At 61.4% G+C, this 21,943-nt stretch carries 24 protein-coding genes and 1 pseudogene; 10 read left to right on the forward strand and 15 right to left on the reverse strand.

Annotated features, from left to right (window positions below; genetic code table 11):
* Positions 1-11: 11 nt before the first annotated feature.
* A pseudogene (locus ACLIKD_RS04710) lies at positions 12-626 on the reverse strand (methyl-accepting chemotaxis protein); the annotation flags it as partial.
* A 979-nt stretch (positions 627-1,605) separates the two neighbouring features.
* On the opposite strand from ACLIKD_RS04710, the gene ACLIKD_RS04715 reads away from it, so the two are divergent.
* Positions 1,606-3,018: a PLP-dependent aminotransferase family protein gene (locus ACLIKD_RS04715; RefSeq protein WP_428827371.1), complete on the forward strand. Its 1,413-nt coding sequence runs from the start codon at positions 1,606-1,608 to the stop codon at positions 3,016-3,018.
* Here the strand turns inward: ACLIKD_RS04715 and ACLIKD_RS04720 are convergent.
* Both ACLIKD_RS04720 and ACLIKD_RS04725 read right to left on the reverse strand, forming a co-directional pair.
* Complete coding sequence (locus ACLIKD_RS04720; protein ID WP_428827372.1) at positions 3,013-3,321, reverse strand: hypothetical protein; 309 nt, start codon at positions 3,319-3,321, stop codon at positions 3,013-3,015. The two genes, ACLIKD_RS04715 and ACLIKD_RS04720, sit on opposite strands and share 6 nt — an antisense overlap.
* A gap of 3 nt (positions 3,322-3,324) precedes the next feature.
* On the reverse strand, positions 3,325-3,930 hold the full coding sequence (locus tag ACLIKD_RS04725; RefSeq protein WP_428827373.1) for a cytochrome c oxidase subunit 3 family protein: 606 nt from the start codon (positions 3,928-3,930) through the stop codon (positions 3,325-3,327).
* A gap of 198 nt (positions 3,931-4,128) precedes the next feature.
* Here ACLIKD_RS04725 and ccoG point away from each other — a divergent pair, with 198 nt between their 5' ends.
* A complete protein-coding gene (gene ccoG, locus ACLIKD_RS04730; protein ID WP_428827374.1) occupies positions 4,129-5,520 on the forward strand; it encodes a cytochrome c oxidase accessory protein CcoG in 1,392 nt (463 codons plus the stop codon).
* Between the two features lie 24 nt (positions 5,521-5,544).
* On the opposite strand, the gene ACLIKD_RS04735 is transcribed toward ccoG, so the two are convergent.
* Complete coding sequence (locus ACLIKD_RS04735; protein ID WP_428827375.1) at positions 5,545-6,309, reverse strand: hypothetical protein; 765 nt, start codon at positions 6,307-6,309, stop codon at positions 5,545-5,547.
* Between the two features lie 208 nt (positions 6,310-6,517).
* Between ACLIKD_RS04735 and ACLIKD_RS04740 the strand changes: the two genes are divergently transcribed.
* On the forward strand, positions 6,518-6,952 hold the full coding sequence (locus tag ACLIKD_RS04740; protein ID WP_428827376.1) for a DUF4124 domain-containing protein: 435 nt from the start codon (positions 6,518-6,520) through the stop codon (positions 6,950-6,952).
* A 19-nt stretch (positions 6,953-6,971) separates the two neighbouring features.
* Here the strand turns inward: ACLIKD_RS04740 and ACLIKD_RS04745 are convergent, their stop codons facing one another.
* Both ACLIKD_RS04745 and ACLIKD_RS04750 read right to left on the reverse strand, forming a co-directional pair.
* Positions 6,972-7,355: a hypothetical protein gene (locus ACLIKD_RS04745; RefSeq protein WP_428827377.1), complete on the reverse strand. Its 384-nt coding sequence runs from the start codon at positions 7,353-7,355 to the stop codon at positions 6,972-6,974.
* On the reverse strand, positions 7,348-8,223 hold the full coding sequence (locus ACLIKD_RS04750) for an HDOD domain-containing protein (protein ID WP_428827378.1): 876 nt from the start codon (positions 8,221-8,223) through the stop codon (positions 7,348-7,350). The genes ACLIKD_RS04745 and ACLIKD_RS04750 overlap by 8 nt, the downstream gene beginning before the upstream one ends.
* A gap of 196 nt (positions 8,224-8,419) precedes the next feature.
* On the opposite strand from ACLIKD_RS04750, the gene ACLIKD_RS04755 reads away from it, so the two are divergent.
* Positions 8,420-9,679, forward strand: a complete 1,260-nt coding sequence (locus tag ACLIKD_RS04755; RefSeq protein ID WP_428827379.1) for an HD-GYP domain-containing protein — start codon at positions 8,420-8,422, stop codon at positions 9,677-9,679.
* Positions 9,680-9,746: 67 nt separating this feature from the next.
* Here ACLIKD_RS04755 and ACLIKD_RS04760 read toward each other — a convergent pair whose 3' ends face one another.
* Genes ACLIKD_RS04760 through ACLIKD_RS04775 form a run of 4 tightly spaced genes read right to left on the reverse strand, consistent with a single transcriptional unit; the run spans position 9,747 to position 12,254 of the window.
* On the reverse strand, positions 9,747-10,325 hold the full coding sequence (locus ACLIKD_RS04760; RefSeq protein WP_428827380.1) for a YceI family protein: 579 nt from the start codon (positions 10,323-10,325) through the stop codon (positions 9,747-9,749).
* Between the two features lie 28 nt (positions 10,326-10,353).
* Positions 10,354-10,905, reverse strand: a complete 552-nt coding sequence (locus ACLIKD_RS04765) for a YceI family protein (protein ID WP_428827381.1) — start codon at positions 10,903-10,905, stop codon at positions 10,354-10,356.
* Positions 10,906-10,914: 9 nt separating this feature from the next.
* The gene (locus tag ACLIKD_RS04770; RefSeq protein WP_428827382.1) at positions 10,915-11,448 is read right to left on the reverse strand and encodes a cytochrome b; all 534 of its coding nucleotides are present in this window, start codon (positions 11,446-11,448) and stop codon (positions 10,915-10,917) included.
* Complete coding sequence (locus ACLIKD_RS04775) at positions 11,445-12,254, reverse strand: DODA-type extradiol aromatic ring-opening family dioxygenase (protein ID WP_428827383.1); 810 nt, start codon at positions 12,252-12,254, stop codon at positions 11,445-11,447. The genes ACLIKD_RS04770 and ACLIKD_RS04775 overlap by 4 nt, the downstream gene beginning before the upstream one ends.
* A 95-nt stretch (positions 12,255-12,349) precedes the next feature.
* On the opposite strand from ACLIKD_RS04775, the gene ACLIKD_RS04780 reads away from it, so the two are divergent.
* From ACLIKD_RS04780 to ACLIKD_RS04790, 3 genes are all read left to right on the forward strand, one after another.
* Complete coding sequence (locus tag ACLIKD_RS04780; protein WP_428827384.1) at positions 12,350-13,234, forward strand: LysR family transcriptional regulator; 885 nt, start codon at positions 12,350-12,352, stop codon at positions 13,232-13,234.
* Between the two features lie 150 nt (positions 13,235-13,384).
* Positions 13,385-13,534 carry a hypothetical protein gene (locus ACLIKD_RS04785; RefSeq protein WP_226419167.1) on the forward strand — a complete coding sequence of 50 codons (150 nt, stop codon included), beginning with the start codon at positions 13,385-13,387 and terminating at the stop codon, positions 13,532-13,534.
* A 113-nt stretch (positions 13,535-13,647) separates the two neighbouring features.
* Positions 13,648-14,088, forward strand: coding sequence for a cupin domain-containing protein (locus ACLIKD_RS04790; protein ID WP_428827385.1), 441 nt, complete (start codon positions 13,648-13,650; stop codon positions 14,086-14,088).
* A 107-nt stretch (positions 14,089-14,195) separates the two neighbouring features.
* Here ACLIKD_RS04790 and ACLIKD_RS04795 read toward each other — a convergent pair whose 3' ends face one another.
* The 4 genes from ACLIKD_RS04795 to ACLIKD_RS04810 form a co-directional block, all read right to left on the reverse strand.
* A complete protein-coding gene (locus ACLIKD_RS04795) occupies positions 14,196-14,720 on the reverse strand; it encodes a hypothetical protein (protein WP_428827386.1) in 525 nt (174 codons plus the stop codon).
* 93 nt (positions 14,721-14,813) lie between these two features.
* On the reverse strand, positions 14,814-16,031 hold the full coding sequence (locus tag ACLIKD_RS04800; RefSeq protein ID WP_428827387.1) for a TIR domain-containing protein: 1,218 nt from the start codon (positions 16,029-16,031) through the stop codon (positions 14,814-14,816).
* 152 nt (positions 16,032-16,183) lie between these two features.
* Positions 16,184-16,441: a hypothetical protein gene (locus ACLIKD_RS04805; protein WP_428827388.1), complete on the reverse strand. Its 258-nt coding sequence runs from the start codon at positions 16,439-16,441 to the stop codon at positions 16,184-16,186.
* 21 nt (positions 16,442-16,462) lie between these two features.
* Entirely contained in the window at positions 16,463-16,726 is a 264-nt protein-coding gene (locus tag ACLIKD_RS04810; protein WP_428827389.1) for a hypothetical protein, read from the reverse strand.
* A gap of 404 nt (positions 16,727-17,130) precedes the next feature.
* Here ACLIKD_RS04810 and ACLIKD_RS04815 point away from each other — a divergent pair, with 404 nt between their 5' ends.
* The 3 genes from ACLIKD_RS04815 (at position 17,131) to ACLIKD_RS04825 (ending at position 21,091) form a co-directional block, all read left to right on the forward strand.
* Entirely contained in the window at positions 17,131-18,417 is a 1,287-nt protein-coding gene (locus tag ACLIKD_RS04815; RefSeq protein ID WP_428827390.1) for an Hsp70 family protein, read from the forward strand.
* Between the two features lie 215 nt (positions 18,418-18,632).
* Entirely contained in the window at positions 18,633-19,454 is an 822-nt protein-coding gene (locus tag ACLIKD_RS04820) for a phosphatase PAP2 family protein (protein ID WP_428827391.1), read from the forward strand.
* Positions 19,455-19,492: 38 nt separating this feature from the next.
* Positions 19,493-21,091: an ArnT family glycosyltransferase gene (locus tag ACLIKD_RS04825; protein WP_428827392.1), complete on the forward strand. Its 1,599-nt coding sequence runs from the start codon at positions 19,493-19,495 to the stop codon at positions 21,089-21,091.
* Between the two features lie 39 nt (positions 21,092-21,130).
* Here ACLIKD_RS04825 and ACLIKD_RS04830 read toward each other — a convergent pair whose 3' ends face one another.
* The gene (locus ACLIKD_RS04830) at positions 21,131-21,802 is read right to left on the reverse strand and encodes a pyridoxamine 5'-phosphate oxidase family protein (protein WP_428827393.1); all 672 of its coding nucleotides are present in this window, start codon (positions 21,800-21,802) and stop codon (positions 21,131-21,133) included.
* Between the last annotated feature and the right edge of the window lie 141 nt (positions 21,803-21,943).

The raw sequence follows: 21,943 nt of genomic DNA on the forward strand, positions 1-21,943 counted from the left end.
GGGAGCTTTCTCTAGAAGAAGGTGATTTCGTTGCTGCCGGCGTCGCTCTGTGCGGCACCGCCGTTATGCACGGCGTGTTGTTCCGGCATGGTGTAGGTTTGGGATAGCTCGGCGAGCCATTGCGCCGCGTCTACCGCGACCAGGCCGTGGCTGTCCGAGAGCTGGCGGTCCCCGTCGGCGATGTTTTGCTGCAGTTTCTTCAGGTCGTTGGTGACATGGTTCAGAACCTGGCTCACCCGGTCCTGGAACTGCAGGGCGACCAATACTTCGGCGACTTCCTGGCCAATCACGACGCCTTGCTGGCGGAGGTTTTCCGATGAGTCGGAGAGATCGGTCGCGGTCTGGCCGAAGCGCGAGACCACCCGGCCGATCACCGTGCTCGAGTCCTGCACCAGGGCTTCGTCCTGTTCGGCGTATTGGCGCGAGGCCATCAGGGTGTCGGCAATAGCCTTGTTGACGGTGTCGACCGTCTCGCTGATTTTCTTGCCGGTTTCCCCGGACAGCGTCGAGAGTTTCCGCACTTCGTCCGCCACCACGGCGAAGCCGCGCCCGACTTCGCCGGCGCGGGCGGCCTCGATCGCGGCATTCAGCGCCAGCAGGTTGGTCTGTTTGGCGATGTCGCCGACATCCTGGGCCATGCGCTGCAGCGCCGAGGTATGGCTGGACAGCGTGGTGACTTCGTTGAGCAGCGATTCCTTGCTGGCAAGGGCGGAGCGCAAGGAGCTGATGATCGAGTCCAGGTCGGTTTTTGCTTCGTTGAGCAAAGTGACCAGGAAGTGGCTGCCGGGTTCGTCGCCGGCTGATCCGCGCGTCGCCGAAACGGCACTCTCCAGCCGTTGGGAAATGTCGGCAAAGCGTTGCGCCAGGGCGATCGTCGCTTCTTCAGTATGGGTCTGGGCCATTTCAATCTGGCCGGACCATACCGGGAGGACGCTCAGGCAAAGCTGGTCGAGGCCGGCAATGCCGTGCCGGTTCTTTTCGCTGCGTTCAGCTTCATTTTTTGCCAGTAGCGCTATCAAGCTGGCATGGCGTTGGCTTACCGTGTGCGCCGACCACAGCCCAAGACCGAGGTTCAGGAGAGCAAGGGTCAGGCCGCAGACGATGGCGGTCAGCGTCAGTCCCTCGACAAAAACCAAGCAGCCGAAAAACAATGCGCCAAGCACTGCGAAAGGCAGTATGAATAAAAACCTTGATTCGCCGAAAGCCTCTGAAAATAGCGGCTTCAGGAGGAGGGGGGTATCAGGATAGTGATCCAAGCTTTTTATCCGAAAAGAAAATTTGTTCGGATAGCTTGCGCCATGACAGATTCGCAATCGAGTCGGTTTGGCTGATTTATTTGTAGGGCATTTCTACGGCTTGTAAGTTAAACCCTACACATGCGAAAAGCATTTTTGTTTCGCATTTGTTTGTTGATAAAACGTTGTATTGGAGCGATTTATAAGATTTTTGTTTCTAAAAATCTATATAAATAATTTTGATGTTTTATGACGAACGGCAACTCATTGCCCGGTAGGGCCCGTATCGGTTATCGGGCCGCATTGCCGCGATCGATGAAAAATGATCTGCGCCAAGGTGCCGTCCGGTTGGCGCTGCTAACATTTGTCCATGAGCCTTTACCAAGACATTGCCGAGCAAACGGAAAAGCTGATCGTCGATGGCACCCTGCGCGCCGGTGACCGCCTGCCATCGGTCAGACAAGCCTGCCGGATCCATGACATCAGTCCGATTACCGTCACCCAGGCTTACTATCAACTGGAAAGTCGCGGGCTGATCGAGGCGCGTCCGCGCTCTGGTTATTTCGTGCGCGCCCGGCTTGGTCGCAGCCTGCCGGAACCCGGAATGACGCATCCGGTCGGCGGCTCGACGCAGTTGCAGGTCAGCGATTTCATCTTCCAGATTCTCGACAGCGTCCGCGATCCGTCGGTCGTCCCGCTCGGCTCCAGCTTTCCCAGCCCCTACCTGTTTCCGCTCGACAAGCTCGGACGCTTTCTGGCCAGCGCGGCGCGCAAATTCGACCCGCTCGCGACGGTGACCGATCTGCCGCCCGGTAACGAGGAACTGCGCCGGCAACTGGCCTTGCGCTATCTGGCGCATGGCGCCTCGGTCTCGCCGCAGGAAATCGTCATCACCTCCGGCGCCATGGAAGGACTCAACCTGTGCTTGCAGGCCGTGACCAAGCCGGGCGACCTGATCGCCGTCGAGTCGCCGACCTTTTATGCCGGGCTGCAGGCCAGCGAGCGGCTGGGTTTGCAGGTGATCGAGATTCCCAGTCATCCGCGCGAGGGTGTCAGCCTGACGGCGCTGGCCGACGCGTTGCGCCAGCACCCGGTCAAGGCCTGCCTGCTGATGCTCAATTTCGCCAACCCGACCGCGAGCCTGGTCACCGACGAGCGCAAGAAAGCCCTGCTCGAACTGCTCTATCGTTACCAGGTGCCGCTGATCGAAGACGACGTCTATGCCGAGCTCTACTTCGGGCGGCAGGCACCGCTGTGCAGTAAGGCCGCCGACCCGGACGGCCTGGTGATGCATGTCTCGTCGTTCTCGAAATGCCTGGCGCCCGGTTATCGGCTGGGCTGGGTGGCAGCCGGGCGATACGCCCGGCAGATCCAGCGCCTGAAACTCTCGACCAGCCTGGCGACCACCGGGCCGGTGCAGATCGCGCTGGCCGAGTATCTGAAACACGGCGCCTACGAAAACCATCTGCGCCAGTTACGGCGCCGCCTGGCCGAGCAGGAGGCGATGCTGGTGGCGGCGGTCGAGCGGCATTTTCCGGCCGGCACCCGCCTAGCCCGGCCGCAAGGCGGCTATTTCCTGTGGCTCGAATTGCCGCCGCAGGTCGACACGCTGCTGCTTCACCAGCAGGCGCTGAGCCGGGGCATCAGCATCGCGCCGGGGCCGATCTTTTCGGCCAAGCGCGAATTCAGCCACTACCTGCGCCTCAATTTCGGTCATCCCGAATCGCCGAGCCAGCAGGAAGCGATGGCCTCGCTCGGCCAGCTGATCGTCAGTCAGCTATAAAGTCGCCCAGCGGGCGAACTGCGGGCCGTAAAAGGCGGTCAGCACCAGCGCCACCGGCGTGAAGGCGATGAAGCCCTTGAGCACGCGGCGGATGAACGGATGCGCCAGTTCCGCCTCGATGAATTTCTGGGCGACCAGCCAGCCCTTGATCCAGACGATGCCGGCGACCAGCAGTTGCAGCCAGGCCGCGCCATGAAGCCACTGACCCAGGCCGAGACTGAGCAGGGTCAGCGCGACCAGGGCAAGCCAGGTGAGAGTTAGCGGGGTTAGCGTGGTGCCGGGTTGTTGGCTGGGGTGATCCATGATTCAGGCCAGTACGTAGAAGAAGGGGAAGATGATCAGCCAGATGATGTCGGTGGCGTGCCAGTAGCTGGCCAGCGATTCGAGGCCGCTGTAATCCTCGGCCGAATAGCCGCCGGCCAGATGCCGGGCGAGCACCCAGAGAATGCCGAGAATGCCCCACATGGCGTGTACCAGGTGGTTGAAGGTCAGGTAGTAATAGACGGTGAAGAAAATGCCCGACTCGCCGTTGATCCCGTGCGCCAGGTTCCAGCGGATTTCGAGGTATTTGGCGATCGGATAGCCGAGCGCGACGACCAGTCCGGCGATCAGCCAGTACACCGAACGGCGGCGCTGGCCGGCGCGCATCGTCGTCACCGAGCAGGCAATGAAGAAGCTGCTGGTGACCATCAGCAGCGTGATCAGCGTGCCGGACAGCCGCGACAGTCGTTCGGCCCCCTGCTCGAAAGATTCCGGAAAGTGGGCACGGGCAACGAAATAGACGATGAACAGCACGAGAAATTCGATGAACTCGCAGGTGATGCCGACCCAGATGCCCTTGTTGCCGGGAATGCGCCCCCGGCCGGATGATTCTTGCGGCGTTTCGGGGGCGGGAATGGCGATGGCCGTCATGGCTGCAGACTCGTGATTGGATGCCGCCATTGTTTCAGTATCGGAAAAGAATCACAGCGACAGACATCAAAGTTTTCAACCTGCACAGTTGCCGGCTCGATTTCGAATCTGTGCCTATGAAAAATCAAACAATCTGGAACTGTTCCTGTTTTGCCTCCGGTGATTTACTGGCGCCCGTCACCGATCAGGAAGGCAAACATGAGCAAGCCGGTCAGCAAGGTTCGTGAAGCAAAGCTGGAGTTGTACCGCAAGAAGGGAAAAATCCACGCCAAGGCCATCGATGGCCGGTTCAATAGCCTGCGCTGGGCGCTGGTCTGGTTCACCCAGATCGTTTTCTACGGCGCTTGCTGGTTGAACTGGGAAACCGGCGGGGCGAGCCGCCAGGCCATCCTGTTCGATATCGCCCACGAAAAACTCTACCTGTTTGGCCTGGTGCTCTGGCCGCAGGACGCCTTGCTGCTCGCCTTCGTCCTGATCCTCGCGGCGACCGCCCTGTTTCTCGTCACGGCGCTGGCCGGCCGGCTGTTCTGCGGCTTCGCCTGTCCGCAGACGGTGTACACGACGATCTTCGCCTGGATCGAGGCGCAGGTCGAAGGCGATCATCTGGCCCGCCTGAAGCTCGATCAGAGCCCGATGAGCGGCCGCAAGCTACTGCTGAAAACCCTGAAACATGGGCTGTGGTGGCTGATTGCGCTATGGACGGCGATCACCTTCGTCGGTTACTTCACGCCGATCCGTGATTTGCTGCCGACGGTGTTCACGCTGACGACCGGGCCGTGGGAAGCCTTCTGGCTGATTTTCTACGCGTCGTTTACCTACGTCCAAGCCGGTCTGGCGCGCGAGGCGGTGTGCCAGCACATGTGTCCTTACTCCCGTTTCCAGGGCGTCATGTTCGACCCGACGACGGCCAATGTCGGCTACGACCGCCAGCGTGGCGAGCCGCGCAATGTCGGACGGCAGGCCGGCCAGATCGGCGACTGCATCGATTGCGGCATCTGCGTGCAGGTTTGCCCGACCGGCATCGATATCCGCGACGGCCTGCAATACCAGTGCATCAACTGCGGCCTGTGCATCGACGCCTGCGATCAGGTGATGGACAAGATCGGCGCGCCACGCGGCCTTATCCGTTTTGCCTCCGAACAGGAGCTGGCCGGTCAGGCGAAACCGCAGGGCCTGGGCGGGCGGCCGCGGGTCGGCGTCTATGCCGCTCTGTTGCTGGTTTTTGTCGGGCTGGGCGGGTGGACGCTCAACCAGCGCTCGCTGTTGCTGGTCGATGTGCTGCGCGACCGTGGCGCGCTACTGCGCGAAACCCCGGAAGGGCGCATCGAGAATGCCTACACGCTGAAATTGATGAATCTCGACGACGCACCGCGTCACTACAAAATTGCGGTCAGCGGTCTGCCGGGGCTGGAAATCGTCGGGGCACAAGAGTTCTCGGCCGAGCCGGGGAGCATCCGGCCGATCTCGATCACCGTTTCGGCGCCCGGCGAAGGAATGCTGTCGGGCATCCAGCCGATCCATTTCGAGATCGTCGGCAAGGACACCCCGGCCGTTCGCGTCCAGGAGAAAAGCAGTTTCGTGCTGCCGTAAGCGGCCGCTTCGGGAAAGCCGGTCTTAATGCACGGCGTCCGGGCGCCGAGCCTGCTGCCAGGCGATCACGACATGGCTCGAATGGCGCAGGATGGTCTGGTAGTGGGCGGCGGGCAGGGCGTGCTGCAGCGATTCGAAGAGCAACTGCGTACTCTCCCTGGCTACCACGGTCGCGGCGGCCGGGTCGTCGAGCAGGGCGATCTGCATATGGGCCAGGGCATCGGCCACCAGCCGCCAGCCGATTTTCGGCAGGCGCTGGTTGACGGCCAGCAGCATGGTGCCCAAATGCTTCACCAGACCACGCGCCTCGTCCACCGTGTCGCAAGCCAGCATGGCATGCCACAGGGCCAGGTGAATGCCCCGGCGCAGATCGACCTTGAAATCGACCGCGTTGGTTTCGCCTTGCTCGATGGCTTCGAAGAATTGTCCGAACAACGCATCCGACTGGGGATCCAGGCGACCGCGCAGGGAGGCGATGAGGGCCGAGAGCGCCGGGATGGCGGTGAGTTCGAACGCCTGGGTGTAGGCCAGCCCCCATTGGTCCAGGCCGTTGATCAGCATGGCCAGACGTAACAACTGTCGGTCGCCGCTGTCACCGGCCTCGCACCATTCGATGCAGCGCGTTTCAAGTTCGCGCAGTGCCTTGCCGAGTTGCTCGGCATCCGGCGTCAGGGCCTGGCGAAACACTTCACCAAAAATATCTTGCGCCAGGCGTGCTGTGGCCCGCTGGCTGGCGGCGTCGGCCAGGGCGGAAAGCGCATCGACGATGGGGTTGGGCGTAGTGCTCATCGAGTTTGTCGGAGGTATTGACGGGGTGTGCATTTTAACCAAGCTTGGCGGCACATCGAGGTTGTCGAGCGTCGCCGCCTGCTGCAGGTAGCGTGATCCACTTCACGACGGCCGATGCAGCGATGACCTGGCGACTCTCTCCCGGTGTTTTTTTGTTGCCGAGTCGCGCATGCAGGTCTAGATTGAAAGAAACAAAAAGGAGCTTGTCATGCGCTATTTATTGGGGGTGTTGCTGCTTCTCTGTGTTTCGACCGTCAGCGCGGAGGCTTTCCGATGTGTCGGGTCAGGCGGCGAGATCGTTTTTTCGGACACGCCGTGTGACGATGGGGAGCGGTTCAGCAAAATACGTCCGAGCGAGTCTACCCAGGACAGCGAAGCGGCGCGCCGGGCATTGGATAAACAGAAGGCCTATGCCGAGCGCTTGGCGGCAGAAAACGAAGCCGCGCGGCGAAGTAAAGCCGGTGCCTCGAGCTTGCCGGACGAGTCCAGCCCGCCACCGGCTTCACCTGCGGGATTGAGCTTCCCCGGATCAAGTTCCGGATCGGGGGGCGGTTCTGCTTCTGATTCGTCAGATGGAGTACCGCGCGGCGGATCGACCGGCGGCGTACCGCGCGGCGTGCCATCGGCGCCGTCGCGCAAATGATCCTTTTTCGGCGGTTTCTTTAATCGAGACCGTAGAGTTTCGGGCCTTGCCTGACTGTCGCCCAGACGTAGTCAAGGCCCTTCTCGGCGATCAGGCGCCGGTGCAAGGGATGCGAAACGAGCTGCCAGGTGCATCTTGCCACGGCTTGCCGTTCCTTCTCGGTGAGACTGTCCCAGTCGACTTTCCCGGCTTCGGACAAAACGACCATCATCAAACGGCGATATTCCGCTGCGTGTACCGGTGAGTTCTTGAGCCTCATGTCGGGCTGTTTCGCCTTGGCCGGCCATGAGGCTCGCAGTTTGACCAGATACTCGGCGTCGAGGCGTTTCTGTATTGCCAGATAGGCATTGATCAAAGCGAGCTTCTCATCATGACTGACCTGGTCAAGTGAGGAATTAGGCATTGCTGGCTCCTTGATTTGAGTCTCCCGATTCGATGGCTTTCAGCAGCTCGGCCCGAATTTCATCGGGCAATGGCAAGGGTTCGGCCAGTTCGACGAGGGTTGCCCCGGGAACGACTTTGTGGACTTCCTGAAGCAGGCTCAGCACGGCCGGCAGTTCGAGATCCATCGTGATCAGCTTGGCGGCATCGGCGGCCAGGCGGGCGATATTGGCGCGCGGCGTATCGGTGCCCTTGATCAGGATGACGATCAGGCCGGGAAGCTCCCAGGCCTGGGCCAGCGCCATGGTCAGCTGGCGGAAGGTGAATTCGATTTCCGAGGGGCGCTGCATCAGCGCCCAGTAACGTTCGTTCCATTCCCTGACCTGGGTTTCCTTGTCGGTCATCTCGGGGGCGAAATGCCAGAGCAGCAATTCGCCGATTTCGACCAGCAGGGCGGCCATCGACACCTCGTCCGGCGAAATGTCGGAACGGCAGTTGGCCCAAGCGCGGGCGATGGCGGCGGCCAGTACCGAACGGAATTCACAGGTATTGCAACCGGGCAGGACATCGTCGAAAGCCGGGCTGGCTGCGACGATGGCCTGCAACTCGTCATAGCCGGTCTGCAGGATGGCGGCCAGCGGTGTCGTGGTGTCGTGGCCGAGTTGCCGGGAGCGGCGCTCCTCGGCGCGGCGCAGGATCTTCAGGGCAAGATAGGGGTCGGCATAAACGATATTGACCAGGTCCAGCGCCGACATGCGTTCGCGCGCTTCTTCGCCTTCCGCCTGCAGGGCCGCCAGGATCGCCCGCGTTCTCGGCAGGACGGGAGTGTCCTTGTCCTTGAGATATTCGACCCACTGATTGATACCCCAATCCCACTGATGTGGCTGCATTTCCTACTCCCGATAGCGATGCTCTGGAACACCGAACAGGATACGCGAAGGCGGCCTCTGTTGGCTTGGCGGTGGCGGGTTTTTGCTGGGTTTTTGCGCGGTGACCGGCGGGCCGGGCATTGTTTTCGGCCGGTCAGGCTTGCTTAAGCTTGGGCGCCGATAATGGCTACTTGAATAGCGCAAGTTAGTGGACAGGATGAACTCATTTAATCGACTTACCGCCGTGCGGATTGCCACGGTCAGCTTGCTGCTGGCGGCGGTGGCCAGTCCGGTGGCCTGGTTCGTGGCCCGAGAAAGCGCTGAGGAAAGCACGGTTCTGCTGGCGATGGAGGAGTCGCAACGCCTGGTGCGGCATTTCGATGTGTTCTCGATGCGCCAGCCCGATGCCGTGGCGCATGCCACCCGGGCGGCCGGGACGATTGCCGGCGGTCTGTTCGATATTGCCGAAATCTACGATGGCAAGGGCGAAAAGCTGGCCGAAGCGATGACTGCCGATGGCACGCTGGTTGAGGGCATCATTCCCCATCACGCCAGGCCAGCCTATAGCGCCGCGTCTTATGAAAGTCTGAAACTGCCCGACGGGCGCTGGGTGATGCGCGTCTTTATCCCGCTGCGCATGGCGGACGGCAGCCAGTCACCGATCGACGGTTATTTCGAGGGGGTGCGCGTAGTTCCCGATTGGCAACGTCAGCAAATGCTCGGCAGCGCGCTGTCCGCCGCCCTGATGGCCGGGCTGGCCGCCTTGCTGTGCGGGGCGGCCATCTATCCGGTGGTGGTACGCCTGTCGGCAGACAACAAGCGCAAGGCGAGGGAGGTTCTCGATTCGCATATTTCGATGATGGACGCGCTCGGCCGCGCCATCGCCAAGCGCGATTCCGATACCGGCGCGCACAATTACCGGGTGGCCTGGGTGGCGGCCAATATTGCCGAAAAAATGGGCATCCGCGATTCGGCGATGCAGTCGTTGATCGCCGGCAGCTTCCTGCACGATGTCGGCAAGATCGGCATTCCGGATGGCATCCTGCTCAAACCCGGAAAGCTCGACGACGAGGAGTTCGGGATCATGCGCACGCATGTCAGCCAGGGCGAGGAGATCGTCACCGGCATGGGCTGGCTGGACGGCGCCAATGCGGTGGTCGCCGGGCATCACGAGAAGTGGGATGGCAGCGGTTATCCGCGGCGCAGCAAAGGAAAGGAAATTCCGCTGGCGGCCCGTATCTTTGCCGTCGCCGATGTCTTCGATGCCCTCTGTTCGCGGCGTCCCTACAAGGAACCGATGGGTTTCGATGCGGCGATGCGGATTCTTGAAAAGGATACCGGCAGTCATTTCGATCCGGCGGTGATGGCCGTCTTCCAGCCGATGGCGCGGGAGATTTTCGATCGGCTGGCCGAGTGCGACGAGGATGCTGCCCGTCACTTGCTGGAAGACCGCGTCCGCCAGCATTTCGCGCTCTAGACCGGCGAGCCGGCAAAAAAAAACGCCGCCCGATTCCGGGGCGGCGTTTTTCGTTGGCTAGGGCAGCTTATTCCTTGATCGCTTCGATGGCGACGTCGATGCGCACGTCGTCGCCGACGTAAGGCGCGTACTTGCCGGCGTTGAATTCGGAGCGTTTGATGACGGTAAAGGCGTTGGCACCGATCGCATCCTTCTTCAGCATCGGGTGCGGCATGGCCTGGAAGGAGGTGACGGTCAGGGTCACCGGCTTGGTGACGCCCTTGATCGTCAGGTTGCCTTCGATGCTGGCCGGCTTGTCGCCTTCGAAGACGACCTTGGTCGACTTGAAGGTGGCGGTCGGGTACTTGGCGGTGTCGAGGAAGTCTTCACCCTGGATGTGTTCGTTGAAGGTGTCGTAGCCGGTATCGACGGACTTGGCATCGATCACGATGTCGACCGCGCCGGTCTTGGCGACCTTGTCGAAAACGACCTTGCCGCTGTTCTTGTTGAAGCGCGAGAGCTGGGTCGAGTAGCCGAAGTGGCTGTACGAGAAACGCGAGAAAGTGTGGGTGCTGTCGGCAACGTAGGTTTCCGGCGCGGCGATCGCCGGGGCTGCAGCGGCAGCGGCGAGGATGAGGGCGGCAGTGAGCTTGTTGAATTTTTGCATGGTGATTCTCCTGTTGTGGGTCGGGGGGTTACTTGGCTGAAGCGGTGATGCGGAACTTGATCTGGACGTCGTTGGCGACGATGTCGAACTTGGCCCAGGTGCCTTCACCGATCGAGAAATCGGCGCGGCGGATGGTGAAGGCGCCGTCGAAGACGCCGGTTTTGCCCTGGGCCGTGAAGGTGGCCGGGACGACGACATCCTGCGTCTTGCCCTTGATGCTCAATTGGCCGGCCACTTCGTAGCGGTTGCCGCCGAGCGGCTTGACGCTGCCGGAGACGAAACGGGCGGTCGGGAAAGCCTTGGTGTTGAACCATGGCTTGCCGGCGACTTCATCGTCGCCTTCCGGCGCACCGGTGTCGACGCTGGCCAGCTCGACATCGAAGGTCGCCTTGGCGGCCGCCGGCTTGGCCGGGTCGAAATTGAGCTGGCTGGCAAAGCGCTTGAACTTGCCGTCCACCGCCACGCCCATCTGCTTGTAGACGAAGTTGATGGCGCTCTTCTCGGGCTGGACCTGGGTGTATTCGACGGCGTGGGCGGAAAAAGCGGCGGCCAGGGCCAATGCGAGGGCAATTCTTTTCATGTCGTTCTCCTAAGAGTGCTTGGGCAGCATCCGGGTCAGGATGTCGTCCTTGTCGATGAAGTGATGTTTCAGGGCGGCCCCGATGTGGCCGGCGATGACCGCGACGAACAGCAGGTTGAGGCTCATATGGACGGTCTGCAGCAGGTCGCCGAGTTCCTTGTTTTTGCTCAGCAGGTCGGGAATTGGCAAGACGCCGAACCAGACCGTCTGGAATCCCTTGGCCGAACTCATCAGCCAGCCGGACAGCGGGATGGCGAGCATCAGCAGGTAGAGCATCAGGTGCCCGGCGTGGGCGGCCAGCTGCATCAGTTTCGGCATGCTCGCCGGCAGTTCCGGCGGGCGGTGCGTGACTCGCCAGAACAGGCGCAGCCAGACGAGCAGGAATGCCGTCACGCCGGCCCATTTATGCCATGAGTAGAGTTGCAGCTTGGTCGGCGAGAGCGGCAGGTCATGCATGTAGAAACCCAGCCCGATCAGGCCGAAAAGCAGGATGGCCATCAGCCAGTGCAGACCTTTGGCGGTGGCGGTGTAGCGGTTGGTCACAGTCGATCTCCTTGTTGCGGCGAAAACGTGTAGGCATCCATGGCGATGACGTAATCATCGATCCCGGCGTGGAAGCGTTCGGCCCGGGCGGTGTCGCCACCCGCTCCGAGTGCGACAAACAGGGGCAGCAAATGTTCATCGCTCGGGTGGGCCTGGACGGCGTCCGGGGCCTGCCGGCGGTAATCGAGTAGTGCGTCGATATCGTGAGCTTGCAGGCGATCGGCCAGCCAGTCGGTAAACGGCCGCACATAATCCGGGGTCTGACCGCCGTTGCGCCAGGCCAGCTGGTAATCGCGCAGGTTGTGCGTGACGTTGCCGGAGGCGATCAGCAGAAAGCCGCGGGCGGCCAGCGGCGCCAGCGCCTGACCCAGCCGGTAAGCCTGCTGCGGCCCGCCGCGGCTCTGGATGGAGAGCGGAATGACCGGCACGTCGGCCTCCGGGAACATCAGGCGCAACGGCACCCAGGCGCCATGGTCGAGGCCGCGCTGGGCATCCTCGACGACCGGCAGGCCGGCAGCGCGGATCGCCGCGACCACTTCGCTGGCCGCTTCGCGGCAGCCGGTGGCGGGGTAGCGCAGGGCATACAATTCGTCCGGGAAGCCGGAGAAGTCGTGGATGGTTTCCGGGCGCTCGGCGAAACCGACGGTCGGTACGGCGGTATCCCAATGGGCGCTGACGATCACGATGGCGCGGGGCAGGGCCAGCGATCCGGCCAGCCTGACCAGCGCCGCCCCGGCGGCGCCCGGGCGCAGCGCAAAGGTCGGCGCGCCGTGGGGGACGAAGAGAGCGGATGGGGTCGGGTTCATTGCGGTAACTCCTGATGCGATGACCGTACTGTAGTCCTCCTTTTTGCAGCGAAATAGCCGACAATCGGCAAATGTTTATTGCCGGAATTGCAACAATGGACCGACTTGACGCAATGCACCTTTTTGTCCGGGTCGCCGAACTCGGCAGCTTTGCCGCCGTGGCGCAGCAACTCGGGCTGGCCCGTTCGGTGGTGACGCGGCAGATCGCCGCGCTCGAAGCGCACCTCGGCGTCAAGCTGATGGCGCGCAGTACCCGCCGCCTGTCGCTGACGTCAGCCGGCACGGCCTATCTGGAAAAATGCCGGGTTATCCTGAATCTGGTCGAAACGGCCGAAACCGATGTCGCCGAAGAGCGTGTCAATCCGCGCGGCAACATCCGCATCAGCCTGCCGCTCAGCTTCGGCCTGAAACGGCTGGCGCCGCTGCTCCTCGAGTTTTCCCGGCGCTACCCGGAGGTCGGTCTGGACATGGATTACAGCGACCGGCGGGTCAATCTGATCGAGGAGGGCATCGATCTGTCGATTCGCATCACCCGCCGGCTGGAAGGCAGCGACATCGCCCGGCGCATCGGCACCGCCCGCATGCTGGCCGTCGCCTCGCCGGATTATCTGGCCCGCCACGGCCGGCCGCAGCATCCGGCGGAACTGGCCCATCACGAGTGCCTCGGCTATACGGTGGGCGGCACCGGGCAGAACTGGCAGTTCATGGTCGATGGGCAACTGGCGAGTTTCCCGGTACGCAGCCGCATTCACGCCAACAATGGCGATGTGCTGACCGAAGCGGCGGCGCAGGGATTGGGCATTACACTGCAGCCCGATTTCATCATCGACGGTTTTCTCGCGGCCGGCCGCATCGAGGCCGTTCTGACCGAGTTTCCGGTGCCCGAACTCGGCATCTACGCCATGCTGCCGAGCAATCGCCATGTGCCGCACCGGGTACGCGTGCTGATGGACGCACTGGCCGCCGGCCTGGCCGTCTAGACAAGGGAAAAGGGAATGCCGCGGGCCGTGAATTCATTCACAGACACCCGGCGACCGGCCGGGCATCATGTAGTCGTTGAAGCTTATTACGACAGGTTGTGCATCGTGGCATTCCTTAATCCCAAAACCAGCGCTCCACCCCGCAGCCGCATGCCGGCTAACGGCAGGGCGACCGCGTCCGGCGAAAAGGATCTGTCCAATTTCGACCTGCGCAATGCGCTGGACGACATGAAAGTCAGCGAAATCTCCTTTGCCGAGTTTCTCGCGGTACTGCGCAAGGCCGGCAAGCACCCGGCCTGACGCGCGGCCAGGATTGATCAAAGCAGGCGACAGTGGTCGCAAGAGGCGGTAAATTGATCGCTCGCGGCGCGCGCTGCGCCGGTCTTCCTTTCTTGTTCCGATAGCCCGAAGCCATGCCGAAAATATTCCGTACCATCTTTGCCACCACGATCTTGCTGCTTGCGCTGCCGGTTCATGCGCTGGACGCTACCAGCGCCGTCACCGTAACGCCGCTGCTCAAAACCACCAGCACCTGGGATGGCCAGCCGATCGTCTACCCGGAGGGGCAGGGTGAGGTCACCGCCTTCATCATCGAATTGGCAGCCAACGGCGAGACGGGCTGGCACGAGCACCCGGTCCCTTCCTTTGCCTACATCCTGCAAGGCGAGCTGGAAGTCACCCGGCGTGACGGTTCGGTCAAGCGGCTGAAACCGGGCGAGGCGCTGGCCGAAGTGGTGAACACCTTCCATAACGGCCGGGCCCTGAATGACCAGCCGGTGAAGCTGGTGGTCTTCTACACGGGGGCCGTCGGCAAAAAACTGACCATTCCACATCCGGAATTCAGATTGCCGTAAGGGCTGGCTGGCTCTAACGATGTTATTTCTAAGCCCAACGTGCTAGCTCAGCCGACGGCAAAAAGCATAGCTTTTTGACAATCTGGTGGATTGCAGTGTTGGGCGAATTACAGATATTGCGGGCCAAGTTGGGACTCCTCGACATCGAAATGTTCGGCAAGCCATTTCTTCGCCTCAGTTAGGCTGAATTCCAGATAAATCTCAGCAAAAGCGCGATGCCCTCGCGATAGCGCGAGTGAAGCAGATGCCACTTGGGTGAAAAGATCGTTCCAAACGTGACATGGCTTTTCAGCTAGAACCGATGGAATGCTCAGGAGAGATTTGAAATACCCGTCTTGAAGCTCTTCTGGGACTTCTTGATTCTTTGGCCGGGCAAGTTCAATGGTGCAAACAAGGGCAAGAGGGTTCCAGTCGGGTAACGGACTGCGGCGAGTAATCTCGATGAGCCAAGGCACCGAAGCATAGGACGCTTCCCCCAAATCGCCTTGGTGGTGCAGTTCTTCCCACAACTCTTGATAAGCCCCCTTTGTGGGCTCGCTCTCAAGCAAACCACGCAATACCTTTGAAGCGTCGTAGATGTCGCGATAGCCACCGCGATATGAAGTCCAACGAAGATCGTTAAGAGGAAGCATTGTTACGCCCAACGTCTAAGTTGAGGGGCGGCCGGAGCGAAGCGAAGGGAACCGGCAAGCGCAGCTTGACGGCAGTCCCGCTCGATCGGTGGGTTAGCTTTCGCCATCGCCGGATGTGGGTAATGCATGGTTTTTGATGTCTTTCATCGCTTCCAGAAGTTTTATCGTCGCATGGGCATCGAGGTTGTCGCCCGTGTATCGAACCTCATACAAGCCTTGAAGGTTTGAAGGGAGCTTGACACCATCTCGGACAAGAAGGATGAAGCGGCGGCCGTAAAACGCCATTGCAGCACCAATCTCGATAAGAACGTTTGGATTCAGCAGTACGTGTTCGTTACCTTCTTTATCAATAATAGTTCGATCTGCGTCGACGTGGATAATTGCAGCGCCACAGGCTCTCATATCGTCCATAACCTTTTCAGGAACGGGCTTAGAGACAGACTGCCGCTCGACAGAGATTACTGGTTCCAACTCTCCGTATTCGAGAAGTTTTCGTATTGGATCAACAAGATCGCGGTTCTTCCCGTGCGTAATAAATACTCGTCGCCGGCGTTGATCATCAGCAATTGCTGCTGAAAGTGCTGCGCCGCGAGGTTCTATTGCGGGAGGAGGCACAGTAACTCTGGCTTCAGCTGTGGGTAAATGAGGAACCGTGGGCGTGTTCTCCGATGTTACTGAAGCGGTTCTAATTGGGGTTGTGGTTTCCGGTGCTTCTGTTTCGGCGGAGGTTTCTGTTGAAGCAGTCCCTTCCAACGTTACGTAGGTCTTGCCTTTAATTTCTTCGATGAATCCAACCGAACGCGCGCTTGAGTCGATACGCTCAAGCACTTCTGCGGCCTTTTCGCGGGGTACCCCCATGTCTTCAAGCACATTGAGAGCGATGTCCGGGCGAGGGAATGCGTTGCCATCGTACTGGCGCAAGAAATCGCCGAATACTCTAGGGAGTAATACGGCCTCGCGCTTTGCCTTTATGTCCTCGCCCTCGACGACTGGACGCAGAATCCTCCGCGCGAGAGGTGTGACCGAGATGGAAGTGGCTTGTACCCCACCATCAACCAGACCAAATGCAATCGCTGCGCCAGACAAAACCCGAATCTGCGATCCCTTTGGATCCATTTCGACTGCCTTCGCGAGTTGCAGGGGGGACACTGACTTGCCCGCATAGTGATCTAGTATTGCCTGTGGCATACGCATTGCATACTCCAATGACGTCATTGGCACATCCGACTGTTTCAAATAGGCGCGTTTTTGGGCGGGCATTGCGATAGGAGGCGATGATGTTTTTGTGGTTTTTGCGGATGCTTTGGCCATTTGGTATCCAGTAAGAATAAGAGTGAAAGCTAACGTTGAAAATCACCGGACCTCCGGCAAGCGGAGCTTGCCGGAGGTCCGGTGGATTGGAATGTTAGGTTTAGGAGGTAAGTGCACGATGGAAAATGCAGCTCAAAAAATTTAGGACGCGTTTACAGCTCTACAGGAGGCTGAAATAAGGTTGCCGCGAAATCACGAAGGACAACGCCTTGATCAGGTGCCGCAAGAAATCCTGGGTACGCAAACATTTGACCAATCAACTGGTCAAAAACGGCATGCATTTTCTCTGGCTCCGGATGAGTCGTTATCAATGCACGGACAGCGGCGGTTAGCCCGTACAACTGGGTTGCAATTGTTACGGTTGCTCCTAAACGGTCTCGTGCGGCTGCTGCGATTGGATCGGTTTGCATGGGGGCCTCTTGGAGAAAAACCTAACGTAAAGCGGATGGCGTTTTCGCCATGTATTCTGGAAAACAGCCATCCATCCTTGCCAGCGCTTCAGCCGAAGAAGGCCAAACGGAGCGGCTTGTGGAGTAGTTGGCCAGATTGTTTTCGAGGATGGATGGCGGGGAAATATGGCGTGCTGCCGGGATATGCGGCCTGAGCGCCATGTATCCCGGACCCGCGTCGTCTATGCTGGCGAACATGGCGCCGCCAAAGGTGCTTGTCATATTACTAAAGATGAACTGCTGCATTTATGCACAGTGTTTTTTGGTTGGCAGATATGGTGTGGAAGTGAACCAATCCTCGACCTTGCTTGGGTGCGTTAGGGGGGATTCGCTATAACTGCTGCAGCATAGGGACTGAGCGTTGTTATGTCGAGTGGGTGCATCGTTTCGTGGTCGAGCTATCGGGCCGATGGCTTGGGGTGGCTCGATATTCGCCTTGTTCCGCTTGAATGCTGCGTGGTCCTCGGCTCCGATGGTGGCGCGCGGCAGGCCGCTTCCTGTGCATTTTTTCGTCCCGCGCTCGGTGCGCAGGCCGGCGGCGATATTGGTCCAGCCTTGCAACCGGGCGTGCCAATCGATCGATCTGAATTCCCGCTGGACAGCCGGGCTGGCGCCGCGTAGCATCGCCGCCCCTCCCGCACAGCTCTCCAATGTCCCACTCTTCCTGCGCCCGCGCCTGCGGTATCGATTTCGGCACGTCCAACTCCACTGTCGGCTGGCTGCGGCCCGGTCAGCCGACCCTGCTGGCGCTGGAGGATGGTAAGCCGACCTTGCCTTCGGTCGTTTTCTTCAACGCCGAGGAAAGTTCGGTCAGCTTCGGCCGGGCCGGGCTGCGCGAGTATCTCGACGGTTACGAGGGGCGGCTGATGCGTTCGCTGAAGAGCCTGCTGGGCAGCAGCCTGATCGATGGGCGCACCGATGTGCAGGGCAGCGTCGTCGCTTTTCGCGATCTGCTCACCCAGTTCATCGCCACTTTGAAGGCGCGCGCCGAGGAGCAAGGCGGGCGTGCCTTCGAGCAGGCGGTTCTCGGGCGCCCGGTGTTTTTTGTCGATGACGACCCGGCGGCTGACCGCGTGGCCGAGGAGACGCTGGCCGATATCGCCCGGGCCATCGGCTTGTCGGAGGTGAGTTTCCAGTACGAACCGATCGCCGCCGCCTTTCACTACGAAACCACGCTGGCTCATGAGGAAGTGGTGCTGGTCGCCGACATCGGCGGCGGTACTTCCGATTTCTCGATTGTCCGGCTTTCCCCGGAACGGGCTCGCGCTGCCGAGCGCTGGAGCGATGTGCTGGCCAATGGTGGCGTCCATATCGGCGGTACCGATTTCGACCGCCAGCTGAGCCTGTCCACCGTCATGCCGCTGCTCGGTTACCGCAGCCAGCTCAAGGGCGGGCGCGAAATGCCATCGAGCATCTATTTCAACCTCGCCACCTGGCACACCATCAATTTTGCCTATGCCCGCCAGATCTGGACCGAACAGCAGCGCCTGCTCCTCGATGCCATCGAGCCGGAACGCCTGAATCGTCTGCTGGCCCTGATCCGCGAGCGCGCCGGGCATTGGCTGGCGCATCAGGTCGAGGAGGCCAAGATTGCGCTCTCCGACAAGGATACGGCCACCCTCCAGCTCGAGCGTTTTGCGCCGGGCGAGCAGAAACTGCTGACGCGCACCGAGTTTGATCTGGCGACCGGAATGCTCGTTGACAACGTCGAAGCCGCCGTCGCCCGCCTGCTGCCCCAAGCCGGCCTGGCCGCGAACGGCATCGACACCATCTTCTTCACCGGCGGCTCAAGCGGCATCCCGCTGCTGCGCCGACGCATCGCGGCACTGCTGCCGCAGGCGCGCGTCATCGAAGGCGACCTGTTCGGCAGCATCGGCGCCGGCCTGGCGGTGGATGCGGCACGCCGCTATGGCACCGTGAAAAATCCGCGCGGCTAAGCAGCGCCTCCCGCGCTGGCCGGGATCCCGATAGGACAAAGCAGTTCAGCAGTCAGCCCGGCTGGCCCTCCGCTTGTCATGGAGTTTTCACTCGGCTGTCACGCCCGTGTCATCGCCTGTTTTTAAAATAATGCAATGCATTACGCTGGAATTTATTTGGCGTGTGCACTATGTTATTTGTTAAACGCAGGCATGTTTTGACCGGGAGACTGAACATGATCGAGAGCCCATCCATTGCTAATCAAAGTCCGCAGTTCCAGGACTTTCTCCCGACTTGGTGCCTGCTGCTTGCGGTGGCTATGGGCATCCTGGTTTGGGGCGATGGTTGGTATGCCGGATTCTTCACCGCCCAGTCGGTGAGCGGTGTGCTGCCGCCCTGGTTTTGGGGGGCGCTGACGACGCTCGGCGACGAGCGCATGCTGCTGGCTCTGCTGCTGCCGTTCTCTCTGCGTTTTCCGCGCGTGTTCTGGGCTATCGTCATTGCCTCGCTGCTCGCTGCGCTGCTTGTTCGCGGGTTGAAGCTGGCGGTTCCCATGCCACGACCGGCCGAAGTGCTCGATGCCGCCCAGATCACCGTGATTGGCGCGCGCCGCACGGGGCATGGCTTTCCGTCCAGTCATGCCGCAACGATTTTTGCCTTTGCCGCCGTCTGGGTGGCCCAGTTGGGTTGGCGACGGGGCTTGCCGATACTGGGGCTGGGCGCGCTGGCAAGTTTTTCCCGCGTTGCCGTCGGGGCGCATTGGCCGATTGATGTCCTGGCCGGCGCCCTGGTCGGTTCGCTGGCGGCCTGGGCCGGGTTGGTTCTGGCTCCTCGCCTGAGCTGGGGCTTGCGTCCGAAAGTGCAGTGGGGACTCGTCTGTCTTGCCGCGTTGGCCGTCTGCAGCTTGCCTTTTGACGCCATGGGTTATCCTGAGTCGCTGCTCTTTCGCTGTGCCTTGTGCGGTTTCGGACTGGCCGGCTTCTGGCGGCATTACCTCAGGCCAGTGTTGCAACAGTGGAGCCGGCAACCGGTGCGTCGATGGAGCAGATTTGGTTGAAGAAGTTTTGAATAAAAAGCAGTCATCCGGTAGTCCGCATGCGTTCATCTAATCGTGCCAACCCGGCACTTTGGGGGGTGTCCCTGGCCGTCGTGCTGCTCGCCTCGCTGTTCGGGCGACCGGACATCCCGATCGACGAAACCCGTTATCTGAGCGTTGCCTGGGAAGCATGGCAGGGCGGCGACTGGCTGATCATGCACATGAACGGCCAGCCCTATCATCACAAGCCGCCATTGCTGTTCTGGTTGATCGGCTTGGGCTGGTCGGTGTTCGGGGTCAATGACTGGTGGCCGCGCAGCATTTCGGCGCTCGCCTCGCTGGCCTGCGTGCTGCTCACGGCGCAGATCGCCGCCCGGCTCTGGCCGGATCGCCAGAAGGTGCCGGCGGCCGCCGGCTGGCTGTTGCTGACCGGCATTTACTGGCTGCTGTTCAGTACCTCGGTGATGTTTGACGTCCTGCTGACGGCCTTCACCTTGCTCGCGCTGCGCGGGGTGCTCGATGTCTGGCGGCGCGGCGGCTGGCGAGGCTGGCTGTGGTGCGGCGTCGGACTCGGGCTGGGCGTGCTGACCAAAGGCCCTTTCGTGTTGCTGTTCGTGTTGCCGGTCGCGGTAGCCGGCCCGTGGTGGGGGGGCGAACGAGCCAGTGGCAAGGCCTGGTGGCGCGGCATGCTGGCGGCCGGTGGGCTGGGCGCGGCAATCGCCTTGCTGTGGGTCATCCCGGCCGCCATTTTTGGCGGTGAAGAGTTTCGCAACGCCATCCTGTGGGGCCAGGTGGCCGGCCGGGTCTCCGGCGAGCTGGCGCACCGTCAGCCGATCTGGTTCTATTTCGCCGCCGGACTCGTGCTGGTCTTCCCGCTTGTGCTCAGCCGGCAGGCCTGGCGGGCCGCCATCGGGCAGGGGCGTCAGCGAGCCGACAGTGGCACGCGCTTTCTCGCCTGCTGGAGTGTTCCCGCCTTCATTGCCCTGTCGCTGGCCGGTGGCAAACAGTTTCATTACGTTCTTCCGCTATGGCCAGCCGTCGCCCTGCTGCTGGCTGCCGGGTGGGAGCAGGGCGCGGCGCGGCGTGGCGGCTTGTGGCTGCTGCCGGTCGTCGTCGCCGGCCTGGGCGGCGCGCTGCTGGCCTTCCCGTTATGGGTGGGAAAACACTGGTTCGCCGCCTACGCCGGGCCGAGTTGGTCGATCGGCGGCGGCTTGCTGATCGTTCTGGCTCTCGTCCTGGCTGTCGTCAGCCGGTTGCGCCGCGACGTACTCCCGGCGACTCTTGCGCTATTCGCGATGGCCGTCACCAGCGTATTGCTGTTGTTGGTGGTTCGCCCCGTCAGTCCGGCCTTCGACATGACGCCGCTGGCGGCCAAGTTGAGTCAGTTCGAGAAACAAGGCGTCGAGCTTGTTCATGTCAGCGCCTATAACGATCAATACCGTTTCTATGGCCGGCTGGAACGCCCGCTGCGGCAGATAAGCCGCGATGAACTCGCGGTTTGGTTTGCCGGGCATCCGGAAAGCCGGGCCATCGTGTATCTGAAAGATCCTGCCGATCTCGCCAAGCTCGATGCCGATTTTTCCCGGCCGTATCTCTCGGGCGGCGTCGCGCTGATCGGCGCCCGGTCGGCCGGGCAGTGGAGTGCGCTGAGAAAGTAGTCCCGGGCCGGCGCCCGGGAAACGGCTTGCCTGGTCCGGTCAGAGACCGTCATCGGCCGGCGCTGGCTGCGCAGCCAGCGCCAAAGGCAGTTCCGGTGGCGGGAAATGACCGCTCCCCGCTTCCGGTTGCAATGCGCCGGCCTGACTGGCTAACGGAATCACCCCGGCCCAGACGGGGATGTCCATATCCTCGGCGCTGTCTTCGGCACCCCAGTTGCGGACCTTGGCCACCGCTTCGCTGAGTGCCAGGCGGAGAATGCGCGTGCCGGCCAGCTCGCCCGGGCTGGCTGCCCGGACATGGGCGTTGCGGCCGGGGCTGACGTGTTCGAGAAAGGCGGCCATCGCCGCTGCCTTGTCCGATGCTTCATCCACCGCGGCAAACTGCCCGTAGATCACCACCGAGCGGTAATTCATCGAATGGTGAAAGGCCGAACGGGCGAGCACCAGCCCGTCGAGGTGGCTGATGCAGACCGAGCATTCCGTGGCGAGCAGGGCGTTGATCAGCCGCGAGTTGTTGGCGCCGTGGATATAGAGGTGTTCGCCGCTCCGCCAGCAGGCGGTCGGCAGGCAATGGACGCTGCCCTCCGCCGTAAAGGCGATGTGGCAGAGGAAAGCGGCATCGATGATGGCGGCGATGGTCGGCGTTTCGTAATGGGCGCGCTGCGCTTTGCGCTTGATCTCGGTACGACGGCTGGGAGCGGTGGCAGACATGGTTGGTTCCGGTGGGCTGGGCGATCAGCATAGCCAATCTTTGGCGCGCTCAAAAGAGTCGGCAACTGGACATTGGCGGGCGCCAGCTGAAATCCGGCCACGTTTATTTCCCCGCTCGCCGTCCGTGGCCGGCCGATTTTG

The organism is Azonexus sp. IMCC34842 (genome assembly GCF_050368855.1).
GTDB lineage: Bacteria > Pseudomonadota > Gammaproteobacteria > Burkholderiales > Rhodocyclaceae > Azonexus > Azonexus denitrificans_A.

Coding starts and splice junctions, on each gene's coding strand:
- ACLIKD_RS04715 (WP_428827371.1), top strand. CDS start 1,606: ATGAGCCTTTACCAAGACATTGCCGAGCAAACGGAAAAGCTGATCGTC.
- ACLIKD_RS04720 (WP_428827372.1), bottom strand. CDS start 3,321: ATGGATCACCCCAGCCAACAACCCGGCACCACGCTAACCCCGCTAACT.
- ACLIKD_RS04725 (WP_428827373.1), bottom strand. CDS start 3,930: ATGACGGCCATCGCCATTCCCGCCCCCGAAACGCCGCAAGAATCATCC.
- ccoG (WP_428827374.1), top strand. CDS start 4,129: ATGAGCAAGCCGGTCAGCAAGGTTCGTGAAGCAAAGCTGGAGTTGTAC.
- ACLIKD_RS04735 (WP_428827375.1), bottom strand. CDS start 6,309: ATGAGCACTACGCCCAACCCCATCGTCGATGCGCTTTCCGCCCTGGCC.
- ACLIKD_RS04740 (WP_428827376.1), top strand. CDS start 6,518: ATGCGCTATTTATTGGGGGTGTTGCTGCTTCTCTGTGTTTCGACCGTC.
- ACLIKD_RS04745 (WP_428827377.1), bottom strand. CDS start 7,355: ATGCCTAATTCCTCACTTGACCAGGTCAGTCATGATGAGAAGCTCGCT.
- ACLIKD_RS04750 (WP_428827378.1), bottom strand. CDS start 8,223: ATGCAGCCACATCAGTGGGATTGGGGTATCAATCAGTGGGTCGAATAT.
- ACLIKD_RS04755 (WP_428827379.1), top strand. CDS start 8,420: ATGAACTCATTTAATCGACTTACCGCCGTGCGGATTGCCACGGTCAGC.
- ACLIKD_RS04760 (WP_428827380.1), bottom strand. CDS start 10,325: ATGCAAAAATTCAACAAGCTCACTGCCGCCCTCATCCTCGCCGCTGCC.
- ACLIKD_RS04765 (WP_428827381.1), bottom strand. CDS start 10,905: ATGAAAAGAATTGCCCTCGCATTGGCCCTGGCCGCCGCTTTTTCCGCC.
- ACLIKD_RS04775 (WP_428827383.1), bottom strand. CDS start 12,254: ATGAACCCGACCCCATCCGCTCTCTTCGTCCCCCACGGCGCGCCGACC.
- ACLIKD_RS04780 (WP_428827384.1), top strand. CDS start 12,350: ATGGACCGACTTGACGCAATGCACCTTTTTGTCCGGGTCGCCGAACTC.
- ACLIKD_RS04785 (WP_226419167.1), top strand. CDS start 13,385: ATGCCGGCTAACGGCAGGGCGACCGCGTCCGGCGAAAAGGATCTGTCC.
- ACLIKD_RS04790 (WP_428827385.1), top strand. CDS start 13,648: ATGCCGAAAATATTCCGTACCATCTTTGCCACCACGATCTTGCTGCTT.
- ACLIKD_RS04795 (WP_428827386.1), bottom strand. CDS start 14,720: ATGCTTCCTCTTAACGATCTTCGTTGGACTTCATATCGCGGTGGCTAT.
- ACLIKD_RS04800 (WP_428827387.1), bottom strand. CDS start 16,031: ATGGCCAAAGCATCCGCAAAAACCACAAAAACATCATCGCCTCCTATC.
- ACLIKD_RS04805 (WP_428827388.1), bottom strand. CDS start 16,441: ATGCAAACCGATCCAATCGCAGCAGCCGCACGAGACCGTTTAGGAGCA.
- ACLIKD_RS04810 (WP_428827389.1), bottom strand. CDS start 16,726: ATGCAGCAGTTCATCTTTAGTAATATGACAAGCACCTTTGGCGGCGCC.
- ACLIKD_RS04815 (WP_428827390.1), top strand. CDS start 17,131: ATGTCCCACTCTTCCTGCGCCCGCGCCTGCGGTATCGATTTCGGCACG.
- ACLIKD_RS04820 (WP_428827391.1), top strand. CDS start 18,633: ATGATCGAGAGCCCATCCATTGCTAATCAAAGTCCGCAGTTCCAGGAC.
- ACLIKD_RS04825 (WP_428827392.1), top strand. CDS start 19,493: ATGCGTTCATCTAATCGTGCCAACCCGGCACTTTGGGGGGTGTCCCTG.
- ACLIKD_RS04830 (WP_428827393.1), bottom strand. CDS start 21,802: ATGTCTGCCACCGCTCCCAGCCGTCGTACCGAGATCAAGCGCAAAGCG.